Consider the following 18,327-nt stretch of genomic DNA (forward strand, 5'->3'; position numbering starts at 1 on the left):
ATGCAAATAATTCAAACTGATTATTATTTACACCTGTGCTCATTATACTTTTAAGTTAACTGGCATCATGTTGTTGCTCAGGTGCGGCCTGTGCAAACGCTGGTAACTGATTACATTCGTTCCATATTCTAACAATGTTCGGATATTGTGATAAATCCACATTAAAGCGATAGGCATTATAAACCTGCGGTATTAAGCAAATGTCAGCCATTGTCGGGCTATCACCAAAACAATATTTTCCCGCCGTTTTAGACAATTGAATTTCGAGCGCTTTAAAACCAAGATGGATCCAATGGTTGTACCATTTCATTTTATCTTCTTCACTTACGCCCATTTCTTTCACTAAAAATTGTAATACTCGCAAATTATCCAAAGGATGAATTTCACATGCAATGGATTGCGACATAGCACGAACAACGGCTCTGTCTTTAGCTGTGCTAGGCAAAATGATTGCACCCCATGCAAGCATACCCATTACTAATAAGCAAACATCCATATTAATGTAATCATTCATTTTTTTAGATAATGCTTACGAGCTAACTTACCCACCTCTTATTTGATGTGCTAATTCATTTCACATTCGTTTCACGAACTAAGCCATACAGTATCAAACATTATAAGCATTTAATGAGACTTACTATGAGCAATCACATCGCCTTAAAAAATGTTAGCCAATCATTCTCGGCAGAAGAAACCAAGGTCGAACTATTCAACAATCTCAACTTAACCATTAATCAAGGTCAGTCTTACGCCATCTCTGGGCCTTCAGGAACGGGAAAGTCAAGCTTGTTAATGTTGATGTCTGGCTTAGAAAATCCCAGCTCAGGTAGTTGCACATACGTTGAAAACGGGCAAAAAAAATCGCTAACTTTACTGCGCGAAAATATAGGCTTTATTTTCCAGCAGTTTCATTTATTACCTGAATTAACCGCACTTAATAACGTTGCATTACCGCTCAAACTACGTGGTGATAAGCAAGCACTGACTAAAGCAAAAACGTGGCTCGATAAAGTAGGTTTAAGCCATCGTTTAGCTCACAAACCCCAGCAACTTAGTGGTGGTGAACAACAACGAGTGGCAATTGCAAGGGCATTAGTCTTTGAACCTAAATTTATCTTTGCTGACGAACCTACCGGCAATTTAGATCAGCATAATGCGACTGAAATTGCGGATTTACTCTTTGATTGCTGTCAGGAAAACAATGCTGGCTTAATCCTTGTAACCCACAGTCACGCCCTTGCCAATAGAGCCGAGCATATATTTTCATTAGCAGATGGACACGGTATAGCAACCGCCATTGAGCAATTAGAGGCGGTGTCATGAACAGTGCAAATATAAAACTTGCAGTTCACTTTTTTCAACAGGAAAAGACACTGGCTCACCAAAAGTACCTTCGGTTTATCCAAGGCTTGTTAATGGTTTTTATTATTGCGTTAAGCCAAAGCAGCGATACGGTTCAAAGCTACTTACATGAGAATTTACAGAACCTATTAGGCGCCGATGTTGTCATTACTCAGCAAGAATCTTTGAACAATAATCAACAGCAAGAAATTGAAAATATTGCTCGAGCTCTAGTAGTCACTCAACAAGTATCATCCACCCTAACCCATAATGGTTTGTGGCAACGAGCCCAAATAAAGGCCGTTGGTGATGGCTACCCATTACAGGGGCAACTGTCTATTGCAGACAGCCCGCAAGGTGATGTGCAAGGCGTATATTCAGGGCCTAATATTGGCGAAATATGGCTAGATGCAAGATTGCTTGTTGGTTTGTCTGTCAATGTTGGCGAGTATCTAACATTGGCAGAGCAATCATTTTTGGTCGCTAAAGTCTTGGTCCATGAACCAGACAGATTAATGGAGGGCCATAATGTTGATATGCGCGCGATGATAAACGCTGCAGATATCACTAAGCTTGGCTTCCCAGCTGAACAGGTACAATACCGCTATCTTATTACAGCCAACAAACAACAAAGCACAGCACTTATTCAATGGCAAAAAGACAATTTACCTGGGGCACAACTCCATCATAAACAAGGGGCTCATCCGCTTGCATTATTTTGGAAACGTACGGAAAATTTTATTGGTTTAACATCGATTATCTTATTCTTTATGGCAGCCATCGCCCTTGAACAGTTAAGCCAAACACAAATCCATAAAGAGCAGTATTTTTCTGCAATTTGCTTAAGTTTAGGAAGTTCGTTAAAAAGCTGTATTCAGCTTTCAGTGGTTAAGTGGTGTTTGAGTTTCGCAACACTCTTACCCGCAGTATTGGTGGTTTCGGCATTGTTCTATGGTGCGGTGGTAATATGGTTACAAGCAACATTTGTTGAAATCACTTGGCAATGGAACACTTGGCTTGCAATAAAATCTGTGGCGGCAATGGCCATTATTTTAATGATAATGCAGTTACCCGTATGGCTGTCTTTAAAATCGTCCACCGTTGCTCAGTTGGTTAATCCCCCTAAAACAGACAGCAACTTGTTGCTAACTAAAATAAGCAGTGTCGTTGTTTTATGTGCCATCGCCTTTGCCTATTCAGACAACGGCTTATTGACTGCGATGGTGGTATCTTCAATCGCGGTCAGCATATGTTTGATGATCATCATCAGCTGGTTGAGCTTAACAATAGGTGAAAAAGTGTCGCAGAGGTTCTCTGGCTTAGTTCCATTCACCTTATTCATGATGAAACAGCGATTACTAGCAAAAAGCACCCAAATACTAGGTATTGGCTTATGCACTTTTTTACTGCTATTTACCTTAATGCTTTTAAAAGACCTCGGAAACACAATGTCTGCCTATCAGCGCCAGCATGATGGCAACCTGCTTATTTCCCAAGCAACGCAAACTCAGATGCTAGATATTGAGCAACTTGCGTCGACTGAAAACATTGAAATACGCCAAGTTAAGCCCTATTTACGCGCCAAACTAATAAAAATAAATGACACACCATTAGATGAATTTAGCCAAAAACCAAGTGATAGCTTATCGACTTTAGGCCGTGCTATTAGGCTACATTGGAGTCAAGATATACCAGCTAATAACCGCATAGTTGAAGGTAGCTGGTGGGCTGAAAACACTGAAAATTGGCAGCAGATTTCTGTTGAACAAGAAATAATGACAGATCTTGGTTTGAACATAGGTGATCGTTTTACCCTATTTATAAACCAACAAGCCATTGATTTTACCATTGTCGCCAGCCATGTTTATCGCTCTGGCGGAGGTTCGATTACTTTCTGGCTGCAAATGCCAACCGCAGCAATTGACCACATTCATGCACCAATTTTTAATATGGCAAGTATCGAGCTGAGCCAAACTCAATGGCCTTTATTAAATCAACTGTGGCAAAAACACCCCACATTGCGCATGGTTTCACTAAAAGAAATGACCGAACGCTTTGATCGTATTCTGGCAATGGTAACCCAAGTAATCAGTGGGTTTTCACTGCTCATCATCATTCTAGCCAGTGTGGTTATTTTGGCCTCAGTTCAAACGTTAGAAGACAAAGAAAAGAAAAAGAACAGTATTATCATGAGTTTTGGTTTTAACAAACCTACCTGTTTAAAACTCAATATCATTGAATGGTTATTTACCGCTGCAATTGCAGCTCTTGGGGCGATTTCTGGCACTTACCTCGCAGGCATGATGATTTACCAATCGCAATTTTCAATTGCTTACCAACCTAATTTCTGGTGGCTGCTGGCAACACTCACCTTAATATTAGCCCTAGTGACATCATTTGGTATTTACGCCAGCCGCAAAAGTTTAAAAACATCTATTCGACAATTATTAGCAGAGAATTAATCGCGCTAAGTGGTAACGAATAGTGTTAAGTGGAAACGAATAGCGCTAACTGAAAACGAATGTCGCTTAGCAAGAGCTAATCGCTGTTAATATGAACTAACAGCATTAATATGAACCAACAACATTGGGGTTTCACATCTGTTTCACATCAAGGTTGCCAATATATAGGCAACCTAATGGAGGAAACATTATGTACCACTTTAAAAAACAACTCATCCAAGCTCTCGCACTTGCCACTCTCGTTATTTCCACCTTTTCATTTGCCATGCCTTCACAGAAAAAAGTGCTCATGGTAGTGACCAGCTATGGCGAGCAACAAGGTAAAGTCAGCCCAGGCTATGAGTTTGATGAATTCAGTAAAGCCTATTTAGTGTTTAAACAACATGGCATTGCCATTGATGTTGCGAGCCCAAAGGGAGGAAATGTTGAAGCCGACCAATACGACCCTGCCAAACCTTTTAATGCAGCAGTATTAAACGACAATAAGGCAATGGAAAAACTAAGTCATACCTTAAAAGTGAAGTCGCTTTCTGCAAGCCACTACGATGGTATTTTCATCGTTGGCGGAAAAGGAGCCATGTTTGATTTTCCAAAGAACCAAGCATTACAGCAATTAATCGCTGATGTGTATCAGCAGCAAGGTTCAGTTGCTGCCGTATGTCACGGACCTGCTGCACTCGTTAATGTGAAACTCGATAACGGTCAATATTTAGTAGCAAACAAAGCCGTTAATGGGTTTACCAATCAAGAAGAACATTTATTTAGTTCAAAATGGATTAATGACTTTGAGTTTTTACTTGAAGATAAGTTAGTTGAACGCGGTGGCCTGTTTCAATCAAGCGAAATCATGCTAAGCCATGTGACTGTTGATGGTCGTTTAATGACAGGGCAAAATCCAAGTTCAACCATTGCTGTCGCAACTGAATTGGTTCGTTCTTTAGGAATAGCTCCACAACAAATTAAGCAAGACAAAGAAGATAAGACAATGGCGGTCATTGCCGAAATAATCGCAGGTAATAAGCAAGCTATTGCTAAGCTCAACAGCGAACAGTCGCAGTACCAATTACCTTTAGTTGGTATGTATGGTTTTTACTACCTAAAAGTTGCAACAACCAATCAGCAGCGTGAAAACGCATTAACCTTATTGAAGCTTGGGCAAGAAGCTATCAACAAGCCTAGTCTCGATATGAAAATAGCCAATACCCAAGTTGAACTCGATAAGCATGAAGCTGCCGTCTCAACTTTGAAGCAGTTACTTACGAAAAAACCTGACTTTAAACCCGCATTAGACTTGTTAAAAACCTTGTCTTTATAATAAGTTACTTTTAGTCATCAAGAATAATCGGAGTGTTCATGACGCAAAAGGCCAATTCACTGAATATTTTACTGGTAGAAGATCAGCTTAATATCGCTAACAACATAGCTGATTACATGGAGTCAAAAGGACATATTTTTGATTTTGCGACTCAAGGTAAACAAGGTTTATCATTGGCACTAGAGCAATACTACGATTTGATTATTCTTGATTTAAATTTACCCACAATGGACGGCCTTGAAGTGTGCCAGCAGATAAGAGAAAAAGCTGACCGCTATATCCCTATCCTGATGCTTACTGCACGCGACAGTGTTGAAGATAAAGTATCTGGTTTTACAGTCGGTGCTGATGACTACCTTACTAAACCATTTTCATTGCAAGAATTAGAAGTACGTTGCCTCGCTCTTTCAAGGCGGCACTTATTACAAACCAAGGATGTAATCCATATCGGCCCTTTATCTATCAACAGAAAACAAAAAGAAATTCAACGAGATGGTAAAATATTGGCACTTCACTCTATGGGCTATCGTATTTTAATCATTCTAGCCGAAGCTTACCCGCAAGTGGTCAGTCGCTCAGAGCTAAGTCATAAACTCTGGGGCGATAGCCCAACAGAATCAGATGCGATACGCTCACATATCTATCAATTACGTACAGTGCTTGATAAACCATTTTCACAACCGCTGTTAAAAACAATACACGGTGTCGGTTTTTCACTTCACATTCCAGTTCGAGATTAATCTTATGACTAACAATACAGGTAGATTTCATAGTTTAAGTCGACGAATCGTCATCATTTTTTGCATGTTTACTTTAGCACTATCACTGGTTTTTAGTTCTATAGCCTTTATTTTAATGTATACCTTGGAGGACAGTTTCATTGAAAAAACCATTGTTCAAGAAGCGGAATACTTAAATCAGGTATACCAGAGTACGGGACAGTGGCCATCAACAAGGCAAGGTAATATGCAGCTGTATTTCTCAAAAGAAAGCTTCCCTGAAGATATTCGACAAACCTCAATTGCTGAACCTAGACGTAAAGAGTTTTACGGACATAACAATCGCCATTACCACTTACACACACTCACCGAACAACCAAATACATTTCTTGTTGCTGAGGTAAGCGCCGACTTGTTAGTACGCCCCATAAGAGGCGAGATAATCAAGTTTCTTCTAATGAGCACACTTATAGTCACCATAAGTGCGTGCCTCATTGCATGGTTGATGGGAAGAAGAACGACTCGACCTTTAAAACAATTAGCGCAATTAGTTAACGGTGTTGCGCCTGAAAATATTCCAGAAAAATTTGCTCACCATTATCCGAATAACGAGATTGGTATTTTAGCGACAACCTTAGAACGCACACTAAAAAATATGAGCAATGCATTAGAGCGAGAAAAATGTTTTACCAGAGACACCAGTCACGAATTACGCACACCTCTGGCAATCATTAAAAATGCAGTTGAAGTATACATGTGCAAAGCCACGCTCAATAATCAAGATAAACAAGTACTTAATCGAATCAATGAAGCCTGCCAACAAATGGAGCAAACTGTTTCTACGTTACTAATACTTGCTCGCGAAGAAAATACCCAAGCCACGCAAGAGGCAACAAAGCTCATGCCAATGGTTGAAGCATCAGTGATCAACAATCATTATATCTTGGCAAATAAGCCGGTAGAGGTTGAAATAGACAACTCATGCAACATTACAATCACTTGTCAGGCTGGCATGTTAAAAGTATTAATCAACAATCTTATTAGTAATGCATTTCAATATACTGAACATGGCAAAGTCAGTATTTTATTCATGGACAACCAAATCATTGTCAAAGATACAGGCCCAGGTATCGAGGCAGAAATTTCAAATAAAATAACCGAACCCGCCATTAAAGGCAGTCAAAGTACAGGCTTTGGCTTTGGTTTATCTATCGTAAAAAGACTATGTGACCACCAAGGTTGGCAACTTGTAGTAACCAGTGACCAAGGCACAACTGTCTCAGTCACATTAAGTTAATTCTATGATTATTAACGCGCACCAATGTATTGATAATCTGAAAAGGTATCAGTTGAGGTTTCATCAATGTCGGTAAAAAAGGCAAAATGGCCTTTCATTGCCAGTTGGTTTTGATATAGCAACACTGACTCTTGCAATTTAATGAAGCTAAATACTAATTTAAAATCGGTTATTTTGGCGCTAAACATTGGAGAAAATGATTCCGTATTAGTAATAATCAAGGTTTCAATAAACTGGTTGTTTTTATCGTAAATTAATTGGCCATGGAGTTTTTTACTGCCCTCCTCACCTAGCTTTTTAAGGTATACATTAAAGTTTGCTTGCAGCTTGAATTCATCTTCAGCAGCAAAGGTTAAACTGCCTTGCTGAATCAAATCTGTTGGTTTAATCGATATATTATGGCCATTGTCTTTATTTTCAGCGGACTCTACTTTGCCCGCTATAAAATCACTAGTTTGCTGTTTAGTCGGCAATTGACCATTGATTAATTCGAGTGACCACCGCTGAGAAATGTCTTTGTGCGGGGTAAAGCGCTCAAGACTGCTAGTGACATTACCCTCTTCATTTTCAAAGCGCGATACTTCATACGACCATTCTTTTCGACGAGTTTGTTCAAGGTGTTCAATTGCTGTTGCAATTGTTGTTTGCAAATAGCGAGGGTTTTCAAACAAGCTACTTTGTACATGTTGAGCATTGTCATTAGCGGCTAACTGAAAACTGATACCAAGAGACAACACAATGAGCAAATATTTAAACTTCATTAGAATTCCTTGTAGATATTTTAGTGAAGAAAACTTACGCCATCCGATGTGAAACGCTTGTGAAATGACAGGCTTAATTAACAAGAGCACAAGCATAGGCTTGGAATACCAATGAGGAAGCAAATATAGATTGGTTGTGGGTGATAAAGAACCAAACACCTCAGCTTGATGTGGTTCTTTTTTACATTGTGATTTAGTTATAGAAAACGCTTTAGCTATTAAGTTGCATCGTGTTGTTTTTCTGGAGATGCCGCATCGAACGCTGCCAGATCAGTACACGCTTTATCAATACGTAAAATATTGGGATATGCTGCCATATCGACGTTAAAACGTCTGGCGTTATACACTTGCGGTATTAAGCATAAGTCTGCCATTGTGACCGAATCGCCAAAACAGAATTGCCCTGCATGTTTATCTAATTGTGCTTCTAGTGCTTTAAAACCGAGGTGGATCCAATGGTGATACCACACCATTTTATTTTCTTCGGTGACATTCATGTCATTAACTAAATATTTCAACACCCTTAAGTTATCCAGCGGATGAACTTCGCAGGCTAATGTTTGCGCCATCGCGCGTACAATTGCTCTTTCTTGGTGACGTTCAGGCAATAGTGGAGATTGCGGGTAACTTTCATCTAAGTATTCAATAATCGCCATAGATTGTGTAATGCAAAAATCACCATGTTCGCCAATATCAATTAAAGCCGGTACCAAGTTCTGTGGGTTCAAACGTTCGAAAGATGCAGTATGTTGCTCCCCACCATTGTTAACTAAATGGACTGAAACATGCTCAGCGGTTAGTTGTTTTAAATTAAGTGCAATTCTAACTCGGTAGGCTGCGCTTGAGCGCCAATATCCATAAAGCTTCATCGTCTTTCCTTATTACTTTTGCCGACATTATATCTACGCAAAATATCACTCATATTAAAAAAGCAATAACGAATCGCTATTGCTTTTTGGTAAATATCTTATCTTAATGATATACAACTAAAGGTACTAGCCTTTATATTCAACAACTTTCTGATCAATCGAACCGAATATGCTGCTGTCATTGTCATCGAACATTTCGATGCGCACTGTATCACCAAAACGCATAAATGGTGTGCTAGGTTTGCCATCAGCAATGATTTCTAACATGCGTTTTTCAGCCAAGCAGCTTGAACCAGCACTACGATCATAATTAGAAATTGTGCCTGAACCAATCACAGCGCCAGCACATAGTGGGCGAGTCTTAGCAACATGAGCCACTAATTGACTGAAATCAAATGTCATATCAACACCAGCATTTGGACGACCAAACAGCTCACCATTTAGATGGGTAACGAGTGGTAAATGGACTTTACTGTCTTGCCATTTATCACCTAATTCATCAGGGGTAATCGCCACTGGTGAAAATGCGCTTGATGGCTTAGATTGGAAAAAGCCAAACCCTTTAGCGAGCTCACCTGGAATGAGGTTACGCAGTGAAACGTCATTAACCAGCATCAATAATTTTATGTGTTGCTGTGCATTTTCAGCGCCAACGCCCATTTTTACATCATCAGTGATCACTGCTATTTCAGATTCAAAATCAATACCGTATTCTTCACTGGCCATTTCAATATCAGCTTTAGGGCCAATAAAGCAATCAGAACCACCTTGATAAACCAGTGGGTCAGTCCAGAATGTTTCTGGCATTTCAGCGCCACGGGCTTTACGCACTAATTCCACATGGTTTACATAAGCACTGCCATCAGCCCATTGGTATGCGCGTGGTAAAGGCGATAAACAACGTGCTTCGTCAAAATCCACTGCATTATCCATTTGACCCGCATTCAACGCTTCATACAGCTCTTGTAGCTGAGGATTCAGTAAATCCCATGCATCAAGTAATTGTTGCATTGTTTTCGCAATAGCAGGTACTGCAACGGTTTTAGTTAAATCTTTGCTAACCAACATCAGCTGGCCATCGCGGCGACCGTTGTTATAACTTGCAAGTTTCATTCTGACTCCTAAATAGGTACAAATAAGGTTGATATCAAATAAATAAAATTGTCATCACTGCTGAGTGTGTAGCTGAATAAAACATAGCTTATGTTCCACTTTTAACCGATACACATCGCAGGTTAATACCAACAAAAATAGCCTTCTTAAGGCTAGAAATACCTTAAGCTTAGCCAAATTAATATAGCGTGAGGCAAATCACATTTTTGCAAGGTAGCCTACGTTTTGTAAACCTTTTGATACATTGCTCAGGATAATGCCAATTAAAGCAATAAACGTCTTGAAAACACGACAATGCCAGCGTATTGCTGGCATTAAATCGTTACACAAGGTTTGAGTCTCAGTTTCTACACATTGACCTTTACCGCTAATTATCGTTTTTTGGTAATTTTGTAATCTCGTAACTTATTAGCAATTGCGGTGTGGGAAACCCCCAGTTTTTTCGCCAACTGACGCGTACTTGGGTAAGCAGGATATAAGCGCCTTAGTAAGCTTGCTTCATATTCTTTCATGGCTTGATCTAAACTGCCTTCGAACTCTTCGTCAAAGTAACCAAAACCTTCTGCATAAGATGGCAGTTTTAATTGTTCAACGGTTAACTCCGCAGAGCCATCCCACATTGAAACAGCTCTAAATATCGCATTTTTTAATTGGCGAACATTACCAGGCCAAGCGTAAGTGAACAGATAATCACGACAACTGGCAGAAATACGACGAAGCGGACTAGAGAGTTGCTGGCTGTAATGCTCTAAGAACATCTCCGTTAACGGTATAACGTCGACTTTACGCTCACGCAATGATGGCATGTGATAGCTCAAGACGTGAATGCGATAATATAAATCTTCTCTAAACTCACCTGATTGACATAACTCAGCTAAATTCTTCTGGGTTGAACAAATAATACGTACATCAGCACGCACTTCTTCATCACCGCCAATACGTCTAAATGTACCGTCTTGCAACAGACGCAGTAATTTAACTTGCGCCGCTTTCGACATTTCAGCGATTTCATCTAAAAATACCGTACCGCCCTTTGCTTCTTCAAACAAACCGCGTTTAACGACTTGGCCTTCATTAGAAACAAAGCCAAATAACTCTTCTTCGGCAACACTGTCTGGAAGCGCGGCGCAATTAATCGGGATAAAGGGGTGTTCACGTCGCATGCTGGCATCATGGCTGGCTTTCGCCATTAACTCTTTACCTGTGCCCGTTTCACCGGTGATGAGTAACGGTGCATCAAGTTGCGCCATTCGCTTAGCTTGCTTAAGCACATCTTTCATTTTATCGCTAACAGCCAATACATTATCAAAACCAGTGGTTTGATTCTGTAATGCATTGAATTGCTTACCGACTCTTGCTGGAGATTTAAGTGACACCACTGCGCCCGCAAGAATGCTGGCATTATTTTCATCGGGTAGATAAATCGGCAGCATTTCGGCTAAGTATTCATTGGTACCAATTTGAACCCGTGTAGCTTGTGCAAGCACTGGGGCTTCGGTTAACCAACGCGAAAAGTTAAATCCTTGCACCCAATGATTTAACGACTCATCAATCACTTCATGTTCTTGCATATTTAACGTCAATAAAGCCGACTCGTTTACAATACGAATACGTCCTTTAGCGTTTATGGAGAACACAGAATCAGGTAAGGTTTTTAATAAGGTTTTTAACGCATAATGTTCTTGCTCTGAAGGCATAAACGAGACAGTACGAACATCATGTACGCTTTCTACTTTACGAATAAGAGGCATTAATTCGCTTAAGGTTTCGAAACCGATTTCAGCAAATTGTAAGTATAGAAATCCCCGGTTACTGGCATCAATTGCGATTAAGTTAATGCCATAATTTTCTAGCACTTCGAGAATATCTTTCGCAAGGCCGATGCGATCTAAACAGCTCACTTCCAAACGCATATACAACTATTCCCTATCAGTCATTTTTTCTGGAATATACGAGGATTAATGAAAATCTCATTTAAAAATAATGAGAAATACCATCCTTCTTTATTTGTGAGCGATACGTTAAAAGGTTATGAGGCGTGTGGCAAGTGTTGTTTACAGTGGAATTGTAACAGGGGAAGTATTTCAGCAGGTTACGTTAACGTAACCTGCTGAAATTCATGATGAAGATAATTAACCAATTAACTGGTCTGTTTTCGCCGCCATGATGAAATCATTCTTATGTAAGCCTTTTATTGAATGTGACCACCACGTTACCGTGACTTTTCCCCATTCAGTTAAAATTCCTGGGTGATGAAATTCTGCTTCAGCAAGCTCGGCTAATTGATTAGTAAAAACCATCGCAAGTTTGAAGTTTTTAAACTTATACACGCGTTCTAGTTGATTAATACCATCGCGATTTTCAACACGCCATTCAGGTACCATTTTACTGAACTCAACCATTTCTTGCTCAGTTACTTTTGGGGCATCAATTTGGCAAGCTTCACATTTCAACTCTGATAAATCAGACATAACAACTCCTGGGTAAAGTAATTTATTCTTATTAAATTTAATTCTGTCGCTTAACTGGCAATGGTTTTAGGTGCAAATTTGGGTTCAAGCAGTCCCAACTTACGTGCTTCAGTCACGGCTGCCATAATATCCATCTTGGCAATTTCATCAAGATAATCAACACTGTCGATGACGTAATAAACAGGCTGCATGATATCGATGCGGTATGGCGTTCTTAGCACTTCAATCAGATCAAATGGCTTACGCTCAGGTTCATCGCTTAATGCATATAAGGTCTCACCGGGAGAGCTTAAAATGCCGCCGCCATAAATATTCAATTCTCCATCAGCACCTTTTACTAAGCCAAACTCTACAGTGAACCAATAAAGTCTCGCTAAAAAGACTCTCTCTTCTTTTGTCGCAGCTAACCCTAATTGACCATAAATATGCGAAAAACGCGCAAATGAAGGGTTGGTTAATAATGGGCAATGACCAAAGATTTCATGAAAAATATCGGGCTCTTGTAAGTAATCAAACTCTTCCTTAGTACGAATGAATGTCGCCACTGGGAATTGTTTATTTGCCAGCAGCTCAAAGAACTTTCCGAATGAAATAAGTGCAGGCACGCCAGCCGTTGTCCAGCCAGTTGCCTCAAGTAGCACCTTATCGATTTCTTTTAATTGTGGCACTCGGTTGCTTGGCATAGCCAAAGCATCCAATCCTTGCATGTAGGCATCACAAGCGCGGCCAGGCATATTGATGGCTTGTCGCTGATACAGTTGATGCCATACATCATGTTCTTCATCTGTGTATTGAATATAGCCCTGATTGTCAGGGATCTTAGCGGTATAGTTTGTTGCTTTGCTCATAAGTGTCACTTTACGTAAACTGCTCTCCCTTCATAGTGTGCTAAGGTTTCAAATTTGTTAACAACCTCAGGGTTTATTCTTGGTCCATGTGGTAGCAACAAACGTAAACTATTCACTACAAGTTACCATAACCAGATAATTACTCTTTTAAAATCAACAAACTAAAATGTAGTTAATGTTTGACAAACGAGACACCAACTTCAAAATCACCTTGTTGGCATTTTGCTTTAGCTTCTAGCTGAGACGCTAAAATAGATAAAAGACAACAAATGTTATATTCAGCTCGATAACTTCAGTACAATAAGTTTAATTGTATAATTCAATCGAATAGTTTGTCGTACGACAGCGTTAAGGAAAGACCATGGCAATTTTAGTTACAGGCGGTGCTGGGTACATAGGAAGCCATACTGTTGTTGAACTTTTGAATGCCGATCAGCAAGTCATTATCGTAGATAATCTATCGAACGCCAACGTTAACGCCCTTGAGCGTATCGAAACCATAACTGGTAAAGCCTGTGTTTTTTACCAAGGCAGTGTGCTTAATAAAGCCCTATTACATAAGATTTTTACCGATCACCCTATTGAATCAGTGATTCATTTTGCAGGTCTTAAAGCTGTAGGTGAGTCTGTTATTAAGCCTCTGCAGTATTACGAAACCAATGTCACTGGCACCATTATTTTATGTCAGGTGATGGCTGAGAATAACGTAAAACAGCTGGTGTTCAGTTCGTCCGCGACCGTTTATGGCATCCCTGAAGGTTTACCTATTCGTGAAGACTTCAGCACAGGTGCAACCAATCCTTATGGGCAGTCAAAATTAATGGTTGAACAACTGTTACGAGACTTACAGGTGGCCGATAATCAGTGGAATATTGCCGTACTGAGATACTTTAACCCGGTTGGCGCCCATCAAAGTGGTTTAATTGGTGAAGATCCAGCTGATATACCCAATAATTTAATGCCATTTATCTGCCAAGTTGCTGTGGGGAATATCCCTGAGCTAAAAATATTCGGTAATGATTATCTAACGCCAGATGGCACCGGAATTCGCGATTACATTCATGTCGTTGATTTAGCTCAAGGTCATTTACAAGCGTTACAAAAGTTATCAGAGCAACCTGGCATAGTGACCTATAACTTAGGTACAGGAAGGGGCTACAGTGTTATCGAAATCATTAAAGCGTTTGAACTGGTCAGCGGTAAACAGATCCCCTATCGTTTTGCCCCACGCCGTGATGGCGATCTTGCTGCATATTTTGCCGATGCAAGCCTTGCTTATGAAGAATTAGACTGGCAACCATTGCACACGCTTGAATCAATGGTTGAAAGCAGTTGGTTGTGGCAATCTAAGAACCCTAATGGTTATAACGATTAGCCTAACTTAATCTATTTTGTGTTACCGGAAGAAATATGAGCCAATCAATTAATCACAGTCGCAGAAACTTGTTTCGTCGTAAAAAGTTTGATGCGCAAAGACCACCTTGGGTAAAGTCTGATATTGAATTTACCGATGAGTGCACCCGCTGTAATGCCTGCATCGACGCATGCGAGACCAAGGTATTAGTTAAAGGCGACGGCGGTTTTCCGGAAATCAAATTTACTGAAGATGAATGCACCTTTTGTCAGCAGTGCGCCGCTGTGTGTAAAGAGCCTATTTTTGACCTAGCTCAAGAGCAACCATGGACGATTAAAGCGGCTATTAATGACTCTTGTTTGACCTATAAAGGGGTTTGGTGTCAAAGCTGTAAAGATGCATGCGACCCAGGAGCGATTAGTTTTAAGATGGCGGTTGGCCAGGTACCAAAACCAATTATTGATACTGAAGCTTGTACTGGATGCGGCGCTTGTGTTTCGCCTTGTCCATCAGTGTCAATTAGTATCAATGAGTCAAAAATCGGCGATTAATGGTGATTTCTACTGAGCAGCGTCAGAAAAAGTCAGTGTCGTCAAAATATAATGGTTTTTTTTGATTTTATTTGCCGTTATATTAATGTTAATTTTTATAATAAAGCCATTTCGGTCGCTTATGTATAGTGGACTAATTTGCGAAAAAAGAGAGCCTACATGTTTAGTAAAAAAAGCCCTACCAGTAACTTAAGTTTCATCGCTAATGATTGTGAATTAACGGGTAATATTAAAGTCGCTGGAGATGTACTCATCGCGGGTAAAATCAATGGTGAAATTCGTGCATCAGGCAATGTAACTGTAGAACCTTCTGGCGTGATTACAGGCGGTGTTGTCTGTGTTGAAGCCACCGTTTCAGGCTTAATAAATGGCAATATTACTTGTGAGAAGCTTTCGATTACTAACACGGGAACCTTTGACGGTGAAGTGTACAGTAAACGTATGGAAATATTAGATAATGGGCAGTTTATTGGCTACCGTAAAGCCTATGACGAAAGCCTAGAACACAAGAGCTTGCTTAATGAAAAAGTGGTTAGCCCAGAAGCTGATAAATCAACTGATAACCCTCAGCTGTCAGCAGTTAACGCGTAACTGACAGCTAAACTTAATAATTTAGTTATCGTTTGTATTGATAAAATGCACTTGCTGCCACTCGCGAAGTAGCTCAACGAACTCTGCGGGTGGTCTATCAAGACTATCAATCGAAATATACAGATGAAACCCCAAATGACTTTCTAGGGTTTGACAACGATGCCCGAACATCGCTAATACACCTCGATAGCGATCCCCGTTCACCACTAATGGGGTAAATTCAGCCCCAAGATACGTTTCTAGACTCTGTAAATCTTCATCTTGTGTCGCAGCTGTCATTAATAACGGACGTTGTTCCCCTAATAACCCAGTTGCCAACCTCGGTGAAATACAATCTAAAATCGGATTAATTTGCTTTATTTTAAAACCAATATAAGGCAGTTCAATTAACTCAAGGTTTTGTGTCACTCTAGATACATCAACACGTTGAATATTGTCCCAACTAATGTGCACTGTGCCACGTTGATGAAAGTAATCTAGTCCCGCCTCGGTCAGTTTAAAGCTTGCCTTAGGCTGATTAACTTTGGCTATCCCTAATATTAAACTCACACTGCCAAAACCAAATAACACAATGCCGATACCAAAAAGGTGTTGGGCATTGATAAACAATACCAGGCTGATAATCAGCGCTATTGCGCCAAAAACACTCAATGTGATGCCATTTCGTTTGCCAAATGGGCTGATTAATAATGTTTTATCATCTAGGTTTGTTTCATTAGACATTGGTGACTAACCCTTTGACTTTTATCCATAGCATGCCGATATACTCGTGAATAGAGCGTTGTGAAATAAATAGGTTTTCAGCACTAAAACGCCACCAGTAACCTGGAGAGCTTAAAAAATTAGTTGGTGCAGCAACCGGTGAGAGCTCATTAGCAGTGAAAATCATCATCGAGCGAGGCATATGGGTCGCTGATGTCACTAAAATAAATGGTTTTTTACCAACAATGCTTTTCATTGAACGTGCTTCTTCGATGGTATCAAGTGCATCAGGGAAAGTGACGATGCTATCTTCGCTAACGCCTAGCTCAATTGCCGCTTGTTTCATGATGATGGCATGTGGTGTTGGGGTTAAGCCGCCACTCCAGCCACTCACCACTAAAGTACACTGTGTATCTGAAAGCGACAGTTGCCTAATGCCCTCAGAAAGTCTTGATAAAGCGGTAGCCGATAATTGCTGAACTGCACTGATAGCGTTATTTTCTCGATGGCCAGATCCCAGTACCATCACAAAACAAGCATCATGACTAATTTGTGTCAACGGTAACTCGTTAACTGGATATCTTGACTCTAAACTGTTCGCGAGGTTGGCAGAAATAAAAGAGTTACTTAATAGCATTAAGCTCGATATGCCAACCAATAAACATAACTGGCCAAATGACTTAAATTTTTTAGCCTGAAAACGCCAAATAAAAAGTGCGAACAATAAACAAATTAAAATAAACGGCACCGGCATTACAAATTGCGACAGGCCTTTTTTAAACCAAAACATCAATTTCATCTGCTGTTTATCTGCTCAATTAGAAGGGGCTAAAGTAAATTAGCTGTATTGTATCTTTTGCGACAGCAGATTGCGAAAATTACCGATATTCAATTAGATTTTGCAAATAAACCCAATAAAAAAGGTGCTCACAGAGCACCTTAATATCAGCTATTTATACTGGCAAAGCTTATTAATTGATGAGTTACAACTAAGCGTTACTTTTTGCCCCACAACCATGCAGCGCCACGTACACCTGATGAAGCGCCAAATTCATTCTTAACCACAATTGTGTTGCACTCACGGCCGACTACGTATTTAGGTAACACTTTTGGTAGCTCAGTATAGATTGCATCAATATTTGACACCCCACCGCCTAATACAATCACGTCAGGGTCTAACATATTAATCAGATGCGCTAATGAACGTGCTAAACGGTCGATATAGCGAACAAATGCTTGGGTCGCTAACGGATCACCTTCTGCCATCATTTGTGAAATTTGAATACCACTGTCTGCCACGCCGCCTGCTCGGCGAAAATCTCGCACCCAACCCGTGCCCGATATAAAGGTTTCAATACAATCTTTATTGCCACAAAAACATGAAGTGGAGTTGAATTCATCAGATGTCATCCAAGGCAGTGGATTATGTCCCCACTCACCTGCAATACCATTGCCGCCTGCATGTACTCGACCATTTATCGATAAACCGCCGCCACAACCAGTGCCAATAATAACCCCAAAGACCACACCTTTACCTGCAGCTGCGCCATCAACGGCTTCTGATACAGCAAAACAGTTTGCATCATTTGCAATGCGCACTTCTCTATCAAGACGTGCACTTAAATCTTTATCTAATGGATGGCCATTAATCCAAGTAGAATTTGAGTTTTTAACTAACCCTGTAAAGGGTGAAACCACTCCAGGGATCCCAACGCCAACCGAGCCTTTTTGTTGAGTATCAGCTTCAGCCTCATCTACTAAGCCAATAATGGCATCTAAGGTATCTGGATAATTTCTCGGGGTAGGAACACGTTTACGAAACAATTCGCTACCATCTTCAGCTAATGCCACTAATTCAATTTTTGTCCCGCCAAGATCAACACCCATGCGCATCATAGCTTTAGTCTCCATTTAATTATAATCTGTTATTCGA

17 protein-coding genes and 1 pseudogene are annotated in these 18,327 nt (G+C 40.2%); 8 read left to right on the forward strand and 10 right to left on the reverse strand.

What is annotated here, in order from left to right:
- Positions 1–55: 55 nt before the first annotated feature.
- Positions 56–448: pseudogene (maiA, locus tag AB4153_RS11005) on the reverse strand (maleylacetoacetate isomerase); the annotation flags it as partial.
- A gap of 191 nt (positions 449–639) precedes the next feature.
- On the opposite strand from maiA (AB4153_RS11005), the gene AB4153_RS11010 reads away from it, so the two are divergent.
- The 5 genes from AB4153_RS11010 to AB4153_RS11030 all read left to right on the forward strand — a co-directional run bounded on the left by AB4153_RS11010 (position 640) and on the right by AB4153_RS11030 (position 7,134).
- Complete coding sequence (locus AB4153_RS11010) at positions 640–1,323, forward strand: ABC transporter ATP-binding protein (protein WP_371997401.1); 684 nt, start codon at positions 640–642, stop codon at positions 1,321–1,323.
- Complete coding sequence (locus AB4153_RS11015; RefSeq protein WP_371997402.1) at positions 1,320–3,803, forward strand: ABC transporter permease; 2,484 nt, start codon at positions 1,320–1,322, stop codon at positions 3,801–3,803. The genes AB4153_RS11010 and AB4153_RS11015 overlap by 4 nt, the downstream gene beginning before the upstream one ends.
- A 190-nt stretch (positions 3,804–3,993) precedes the next feature.
- Positions 3,994–5,118, forward strand: a complete 1,125-nt coding sequence (locus AB4153_RS11020; protein WP_371997403.1) for a type 1 glutamine amidotransferase domain-containing protein — start codon at positions 3,994–3,996, stop codon at positions 5,116–5,118.
- 38 nt (positions 5,119–5,156) lie between these two features.
- Positions 5,157–5,858: a response regulator transcription factor gene (locus AB4153_RS11025; RefSeq protein WP_303515777.1), complete on the forward strand. Its 702-nt coding sequence runs from the start codon at positions 5,157–5,159 to the stop codon at positions 5,856–5,858.
- A gap of 4 nt (positions 5,859–5,862) precedes the next feature.
- Positions 5,863–7,134 carry a sensor histidine kinase gene (locus AB4153_RS11030; RefSeq protein WP_371997405.1) on the forward strand — a complete coding sequence of 424 codons (1,272 nt, stop codon included), beginning with the start codon at positions 5,863–5,865 and terminating at the stop codon, positions 7,132–7,134.
- 11 nt (positions 7,135–7,145) lie between these two features.
- On the opposite strand, the gene AB4153_RS11035 is transcribed toward AB4153_RS11030, so the two are convergent.
- The 6 genes from AB4153_RS11035 to phhA form a co-directional block, all read right to left on the reverse strand.
- Complete coding sequence (locus tag AB4153_RS11035; protein ID WP_303515772.1) at positions 7,146–7,895, reverse strand: hypothetical protein; 750 nt, start codon at positions 7,893–7,895, stop codon at positions 7,146–7,148.
- A 218-nt stretch (positions 7,896–8,113) separates the two neighbouring features.
- Positions 8,114–8,764: a maleylacetoacetate isomerase gene (gene maiA / locus AB4153_RS11040; protein ID WP_303515769.1), complete on the reverse strand. Its 651-nt coding sequence runs from the start codon at positions 8,762–8,764 to the stop codon at positions 8,114–8,116.
- A gap of 126 nt (positions 8,765–8,890) precedes the next feature.
- Positions 8,891–9,877: a fumarylacetoacetate hydrolase family protein gene (locus tag AB4153_RS11045; protein ID WP_371997407.1), complete on the reverse strand. Its 987-nt coding sequence runs from the start codon at positions 9,875–9,877 to the stop codon at positions 8,891–8,893.
- Between the two features lie 371 nt (positions 9,878–10,248).
- Complete coding sequence (gene tyrR / locus AB4153_RS11050) at positions 10,249–11,790, reverse strand: transcriptional regulator TyrR (protein WP_102526297.1); 1,542 nt, start codon at positions 11,788–11,790, stop codon at positions 10,249–10,251.
- A gap of 219 nt (positions 11,791–12,009) precedes the next feature.
- The gene (locus AB4153_RS11055) at positions 12,010–12,348 is read right to left on the reverse strand and encodes a 4a-hydroxytetrahydrobiopterin dehydratase (protein ID WP_102526296.1); all 339 of its coding nucleotides are present in this window, start codon (positions 12,346–12,348) and stop codon (positions 12,010–12,012) included.
- 50 nt (positions 12,349–12,398) lie between these two features.
- Positions 12,399–13,196 carry a phenylalanine 4-monooxygenase gene (gene phhA, locus AB4153_RS11060; RefSeq protein WP_198589506.1) on the reverse strand — a complete coding sequence of 266 codons (798 nt, stop codon included), beginning with the start codon at positions 13,194–13,196 and terminating at the stop codon, positions 12,399–12,401.
- 361 nt (positions 13,197–13,557) lie between these two features.
- On the opposite strand from phhA, the gene galE reads away from it, so the two are divergent.
- From galE to AB4153_RS11075, 3 genes are all read left to right on the forward strand, one after another.
- The gene (galE, locus tag AB4153_RS11065) at positions 13,558–14,571 is read left to right on the forward strand and encodes a UDP-glucose 4-epimerase GalE (RefSeq protein WP_371997410.1); all 1,014 of its coding nucleotides are present in this window, start codon (positions 13,558–13,560) and stop codon (positions 14,569–14,571) included.
- A gap of 35 nt (positions 14,572–14,606) precedes the next feature.
- Positions 14,607–15,101 (forward strand): ferredoxin-type protein NapF, encoded by a 495-nt coding sequence (gene napF / locus AB4153_RS11070; protein ID WP_371997411.1) that lies wholly within the window; start codon positions 14,607–14,609, stop codon positions 15,099–15,101.
- A gap of 159 nt (positions 15,102–15,260) precedes the next feature.
- Positions 15,261–15,692 (forward strand): polymer-forming cytoskeletal protein, encoded by a 432-nt coding sequence (locus tag AB4153_RS11075; RefSeq protein ID WP_303515760.1) that lies wholly within the window; start codon positions 15,261–15,263, stop codon positions 15,690–15,692.
- A gap of 21 nt (positions 15,693–15,713) precedes the next feature.
- Here AB4153_RS11075 and AB4153_RS11080 read toward each other — a convergent pair whose 3' ends face one another.
- From AB4153_RS11080 to mak, 3 genes are all read right to left on the reverse strand, one after another.
- On the reverse strand, positions 15,714–16,415 hold the full coding sequence (locus AB4153_RS11080) for a DUF2982 domain-containing protein (RefSeq protein WP_371997413.1): 702 nt from the start codon (positions 16,413–16,415) through the stop codon (positions 15,714–15,716).
- The gene (locus AB4153_RS11085) at positions 16,408–17,184 is read right to left on the reverse strand and encodes an ElyC/SanA/YdcF family protein (protein WP_371997414.1); all 777 of its coding nucleotides are present in this window, start codon (positions 17,182–17,184) and stop codon (positions 16,408–16,410) included. Before AB4153_RS11085 ends, AB4153_RS11080 begins: the two co-directional genes overlap by 8 nt.
- A 206-nt stretch (positions 17,185–17,390) precedes the next feature.
- Positions 17,391–18,290 carry a fructokinase gene (gene mak / locus AB4153_RS11090; RefSeq protein WP_371997445.1) on the reverse strand — a complete coding sequence of 300 codons (900 nt, stop codon included), beginning with the start codon at positions 18,288–18,290 and terminating at the stop codon, positions 17,391–17,393.
- Positions 18,291–18,327: the final 37 nt, after the last annotated feature.

This window comes from Shewanella sp. 10N.286.52.E4, assembly GCF_041468785.1.
GTDB classification, from domain to species: Bacteria; Pseudomonadota; Gammaproteobacteria; order Enterobacterales; family Shewanellaceae; genus Shewanella; species Shewanella electrodiphila.

Excerpts from the sequence above, each read along its gene's own strand:
- maiA (WP_303515769.1), bottom strand. The coding sequence starts at position 8,764 with ATGAAGCTTTATGGATATTGGCGCTCAAGCGCAGCCTACCGAGTTAGA.
- mak (WP_371997445.1), bottom strand. The coding sequence starts at position 18,290 with ATGATGCGCATGGGTGTTGATCTTGGCGGGACAAAAATTGAATTAGTG.
- AB4153_RS11080 (WP_371997413.1), bottom strand. The coding sequence starts at position 16,415 with ATGTCTAATGAAACAAACCTAGATGATAAAACATTATTAATCAGCCCA.
- AB4153_RS11020 (WP_371997403.1), top strand. The coding sequence starts at position 3,994 with ATGTACCACTTTAAAAAACAACTCATCCAAGCTCTCGCACTTGCCACT.
- AB4153_RS11085 (WP_371997414.1), bottom strand. The coding sequence starts at position 17,184 with ATGTTTTGGTTTAAAAAAGGCCTGTCGCAATTTGTAATGCCGGTGCCG.
- phhA (WP_198589506.1), bottom strand. The coding sequence starts at position 13,196 with ATGAGCAAAGCAACAAACTATACCGCTAAGATCCCTGACAATCAGGGC.
- tyrR (WP_102526297.1), bottom strand. The coding sequence starts at position 11,790 with ATGCGTTTGGAAGTGAGCTGTTTAGATCGCATCGGCCTTGCGAAAGAT.
- AB4153_RS11030 (WP_371997405.1), top strand. The coding sequence starts at position 5,863 with ATGACTAACAATACAGGTAGATTTCATAGTTTAAGTCGACGAATCGTC.
- AB4153_RS11010 (WP_371997401.1), top strand. The coding sequence starts at position 640 with ATGAGCAATCACATCGCCTTAAAAAATGTTAGCCAATCATTCTCGGCA.
- AB4153_RS11055 (WP_102526296.1), bottom strand. The coding sequence starts at position 12,348 with ATGTCTGATTTATCAGAGTTGAAATGTGAAGCTTGCCAAATTGATGCC.
- galE (WP_371997410.1), top strand. The coding sequence starts at position 13,558 with ATGGCAATTTTAGTTACAGGCGGTGCTGGGTACATAGGAAGCCATACT.
- AB4153_RS11045 (WP_371997407.1), bottom strand. The coding sequence starts at position 9,877 with ATGAAACTTGCAAGTTATAACAACGGTCGCCGCGATGGCCAGCTGATG.
- AB4153_RS11025 (WP_303515777.1), top strand. The coding sequence starts at position 5,157 with ATGACGCAAAAGGCCAATTCACTGAATATTTTACTGGTAGAAGATCAG.
- AB4153_RS11015 (WP_371997402.1), top strand. The coding sequence starts at position 1,320 with ATGAACAGTGCAAATATAAAACTTGCAGTTCACTTTTTTCAACAGGAA.
- napF (WP_371997411.1), top strand. The coding sequence starts at position 14,607 with ATGAGCCAATCAATTAATCACAGTCGCAGAAACTTGTTTCGTCGTAAA.
- AB4153_RS11035 (WP_303515772.1), bottom strand. The coding sequence starts at position 7,895 with ATGAAGTTTAAATATTTGCTCATTGTGTTGTCTCTTGGTATCAGTTTT.
- AB4153_RS11075 (WP_303515760.1), top strand. The coding sequence starts at position 15,261 with ATGTTTAGTAAAAAAAGCCCTACCAGTAACTTAAGTTTCATCGCTAAT.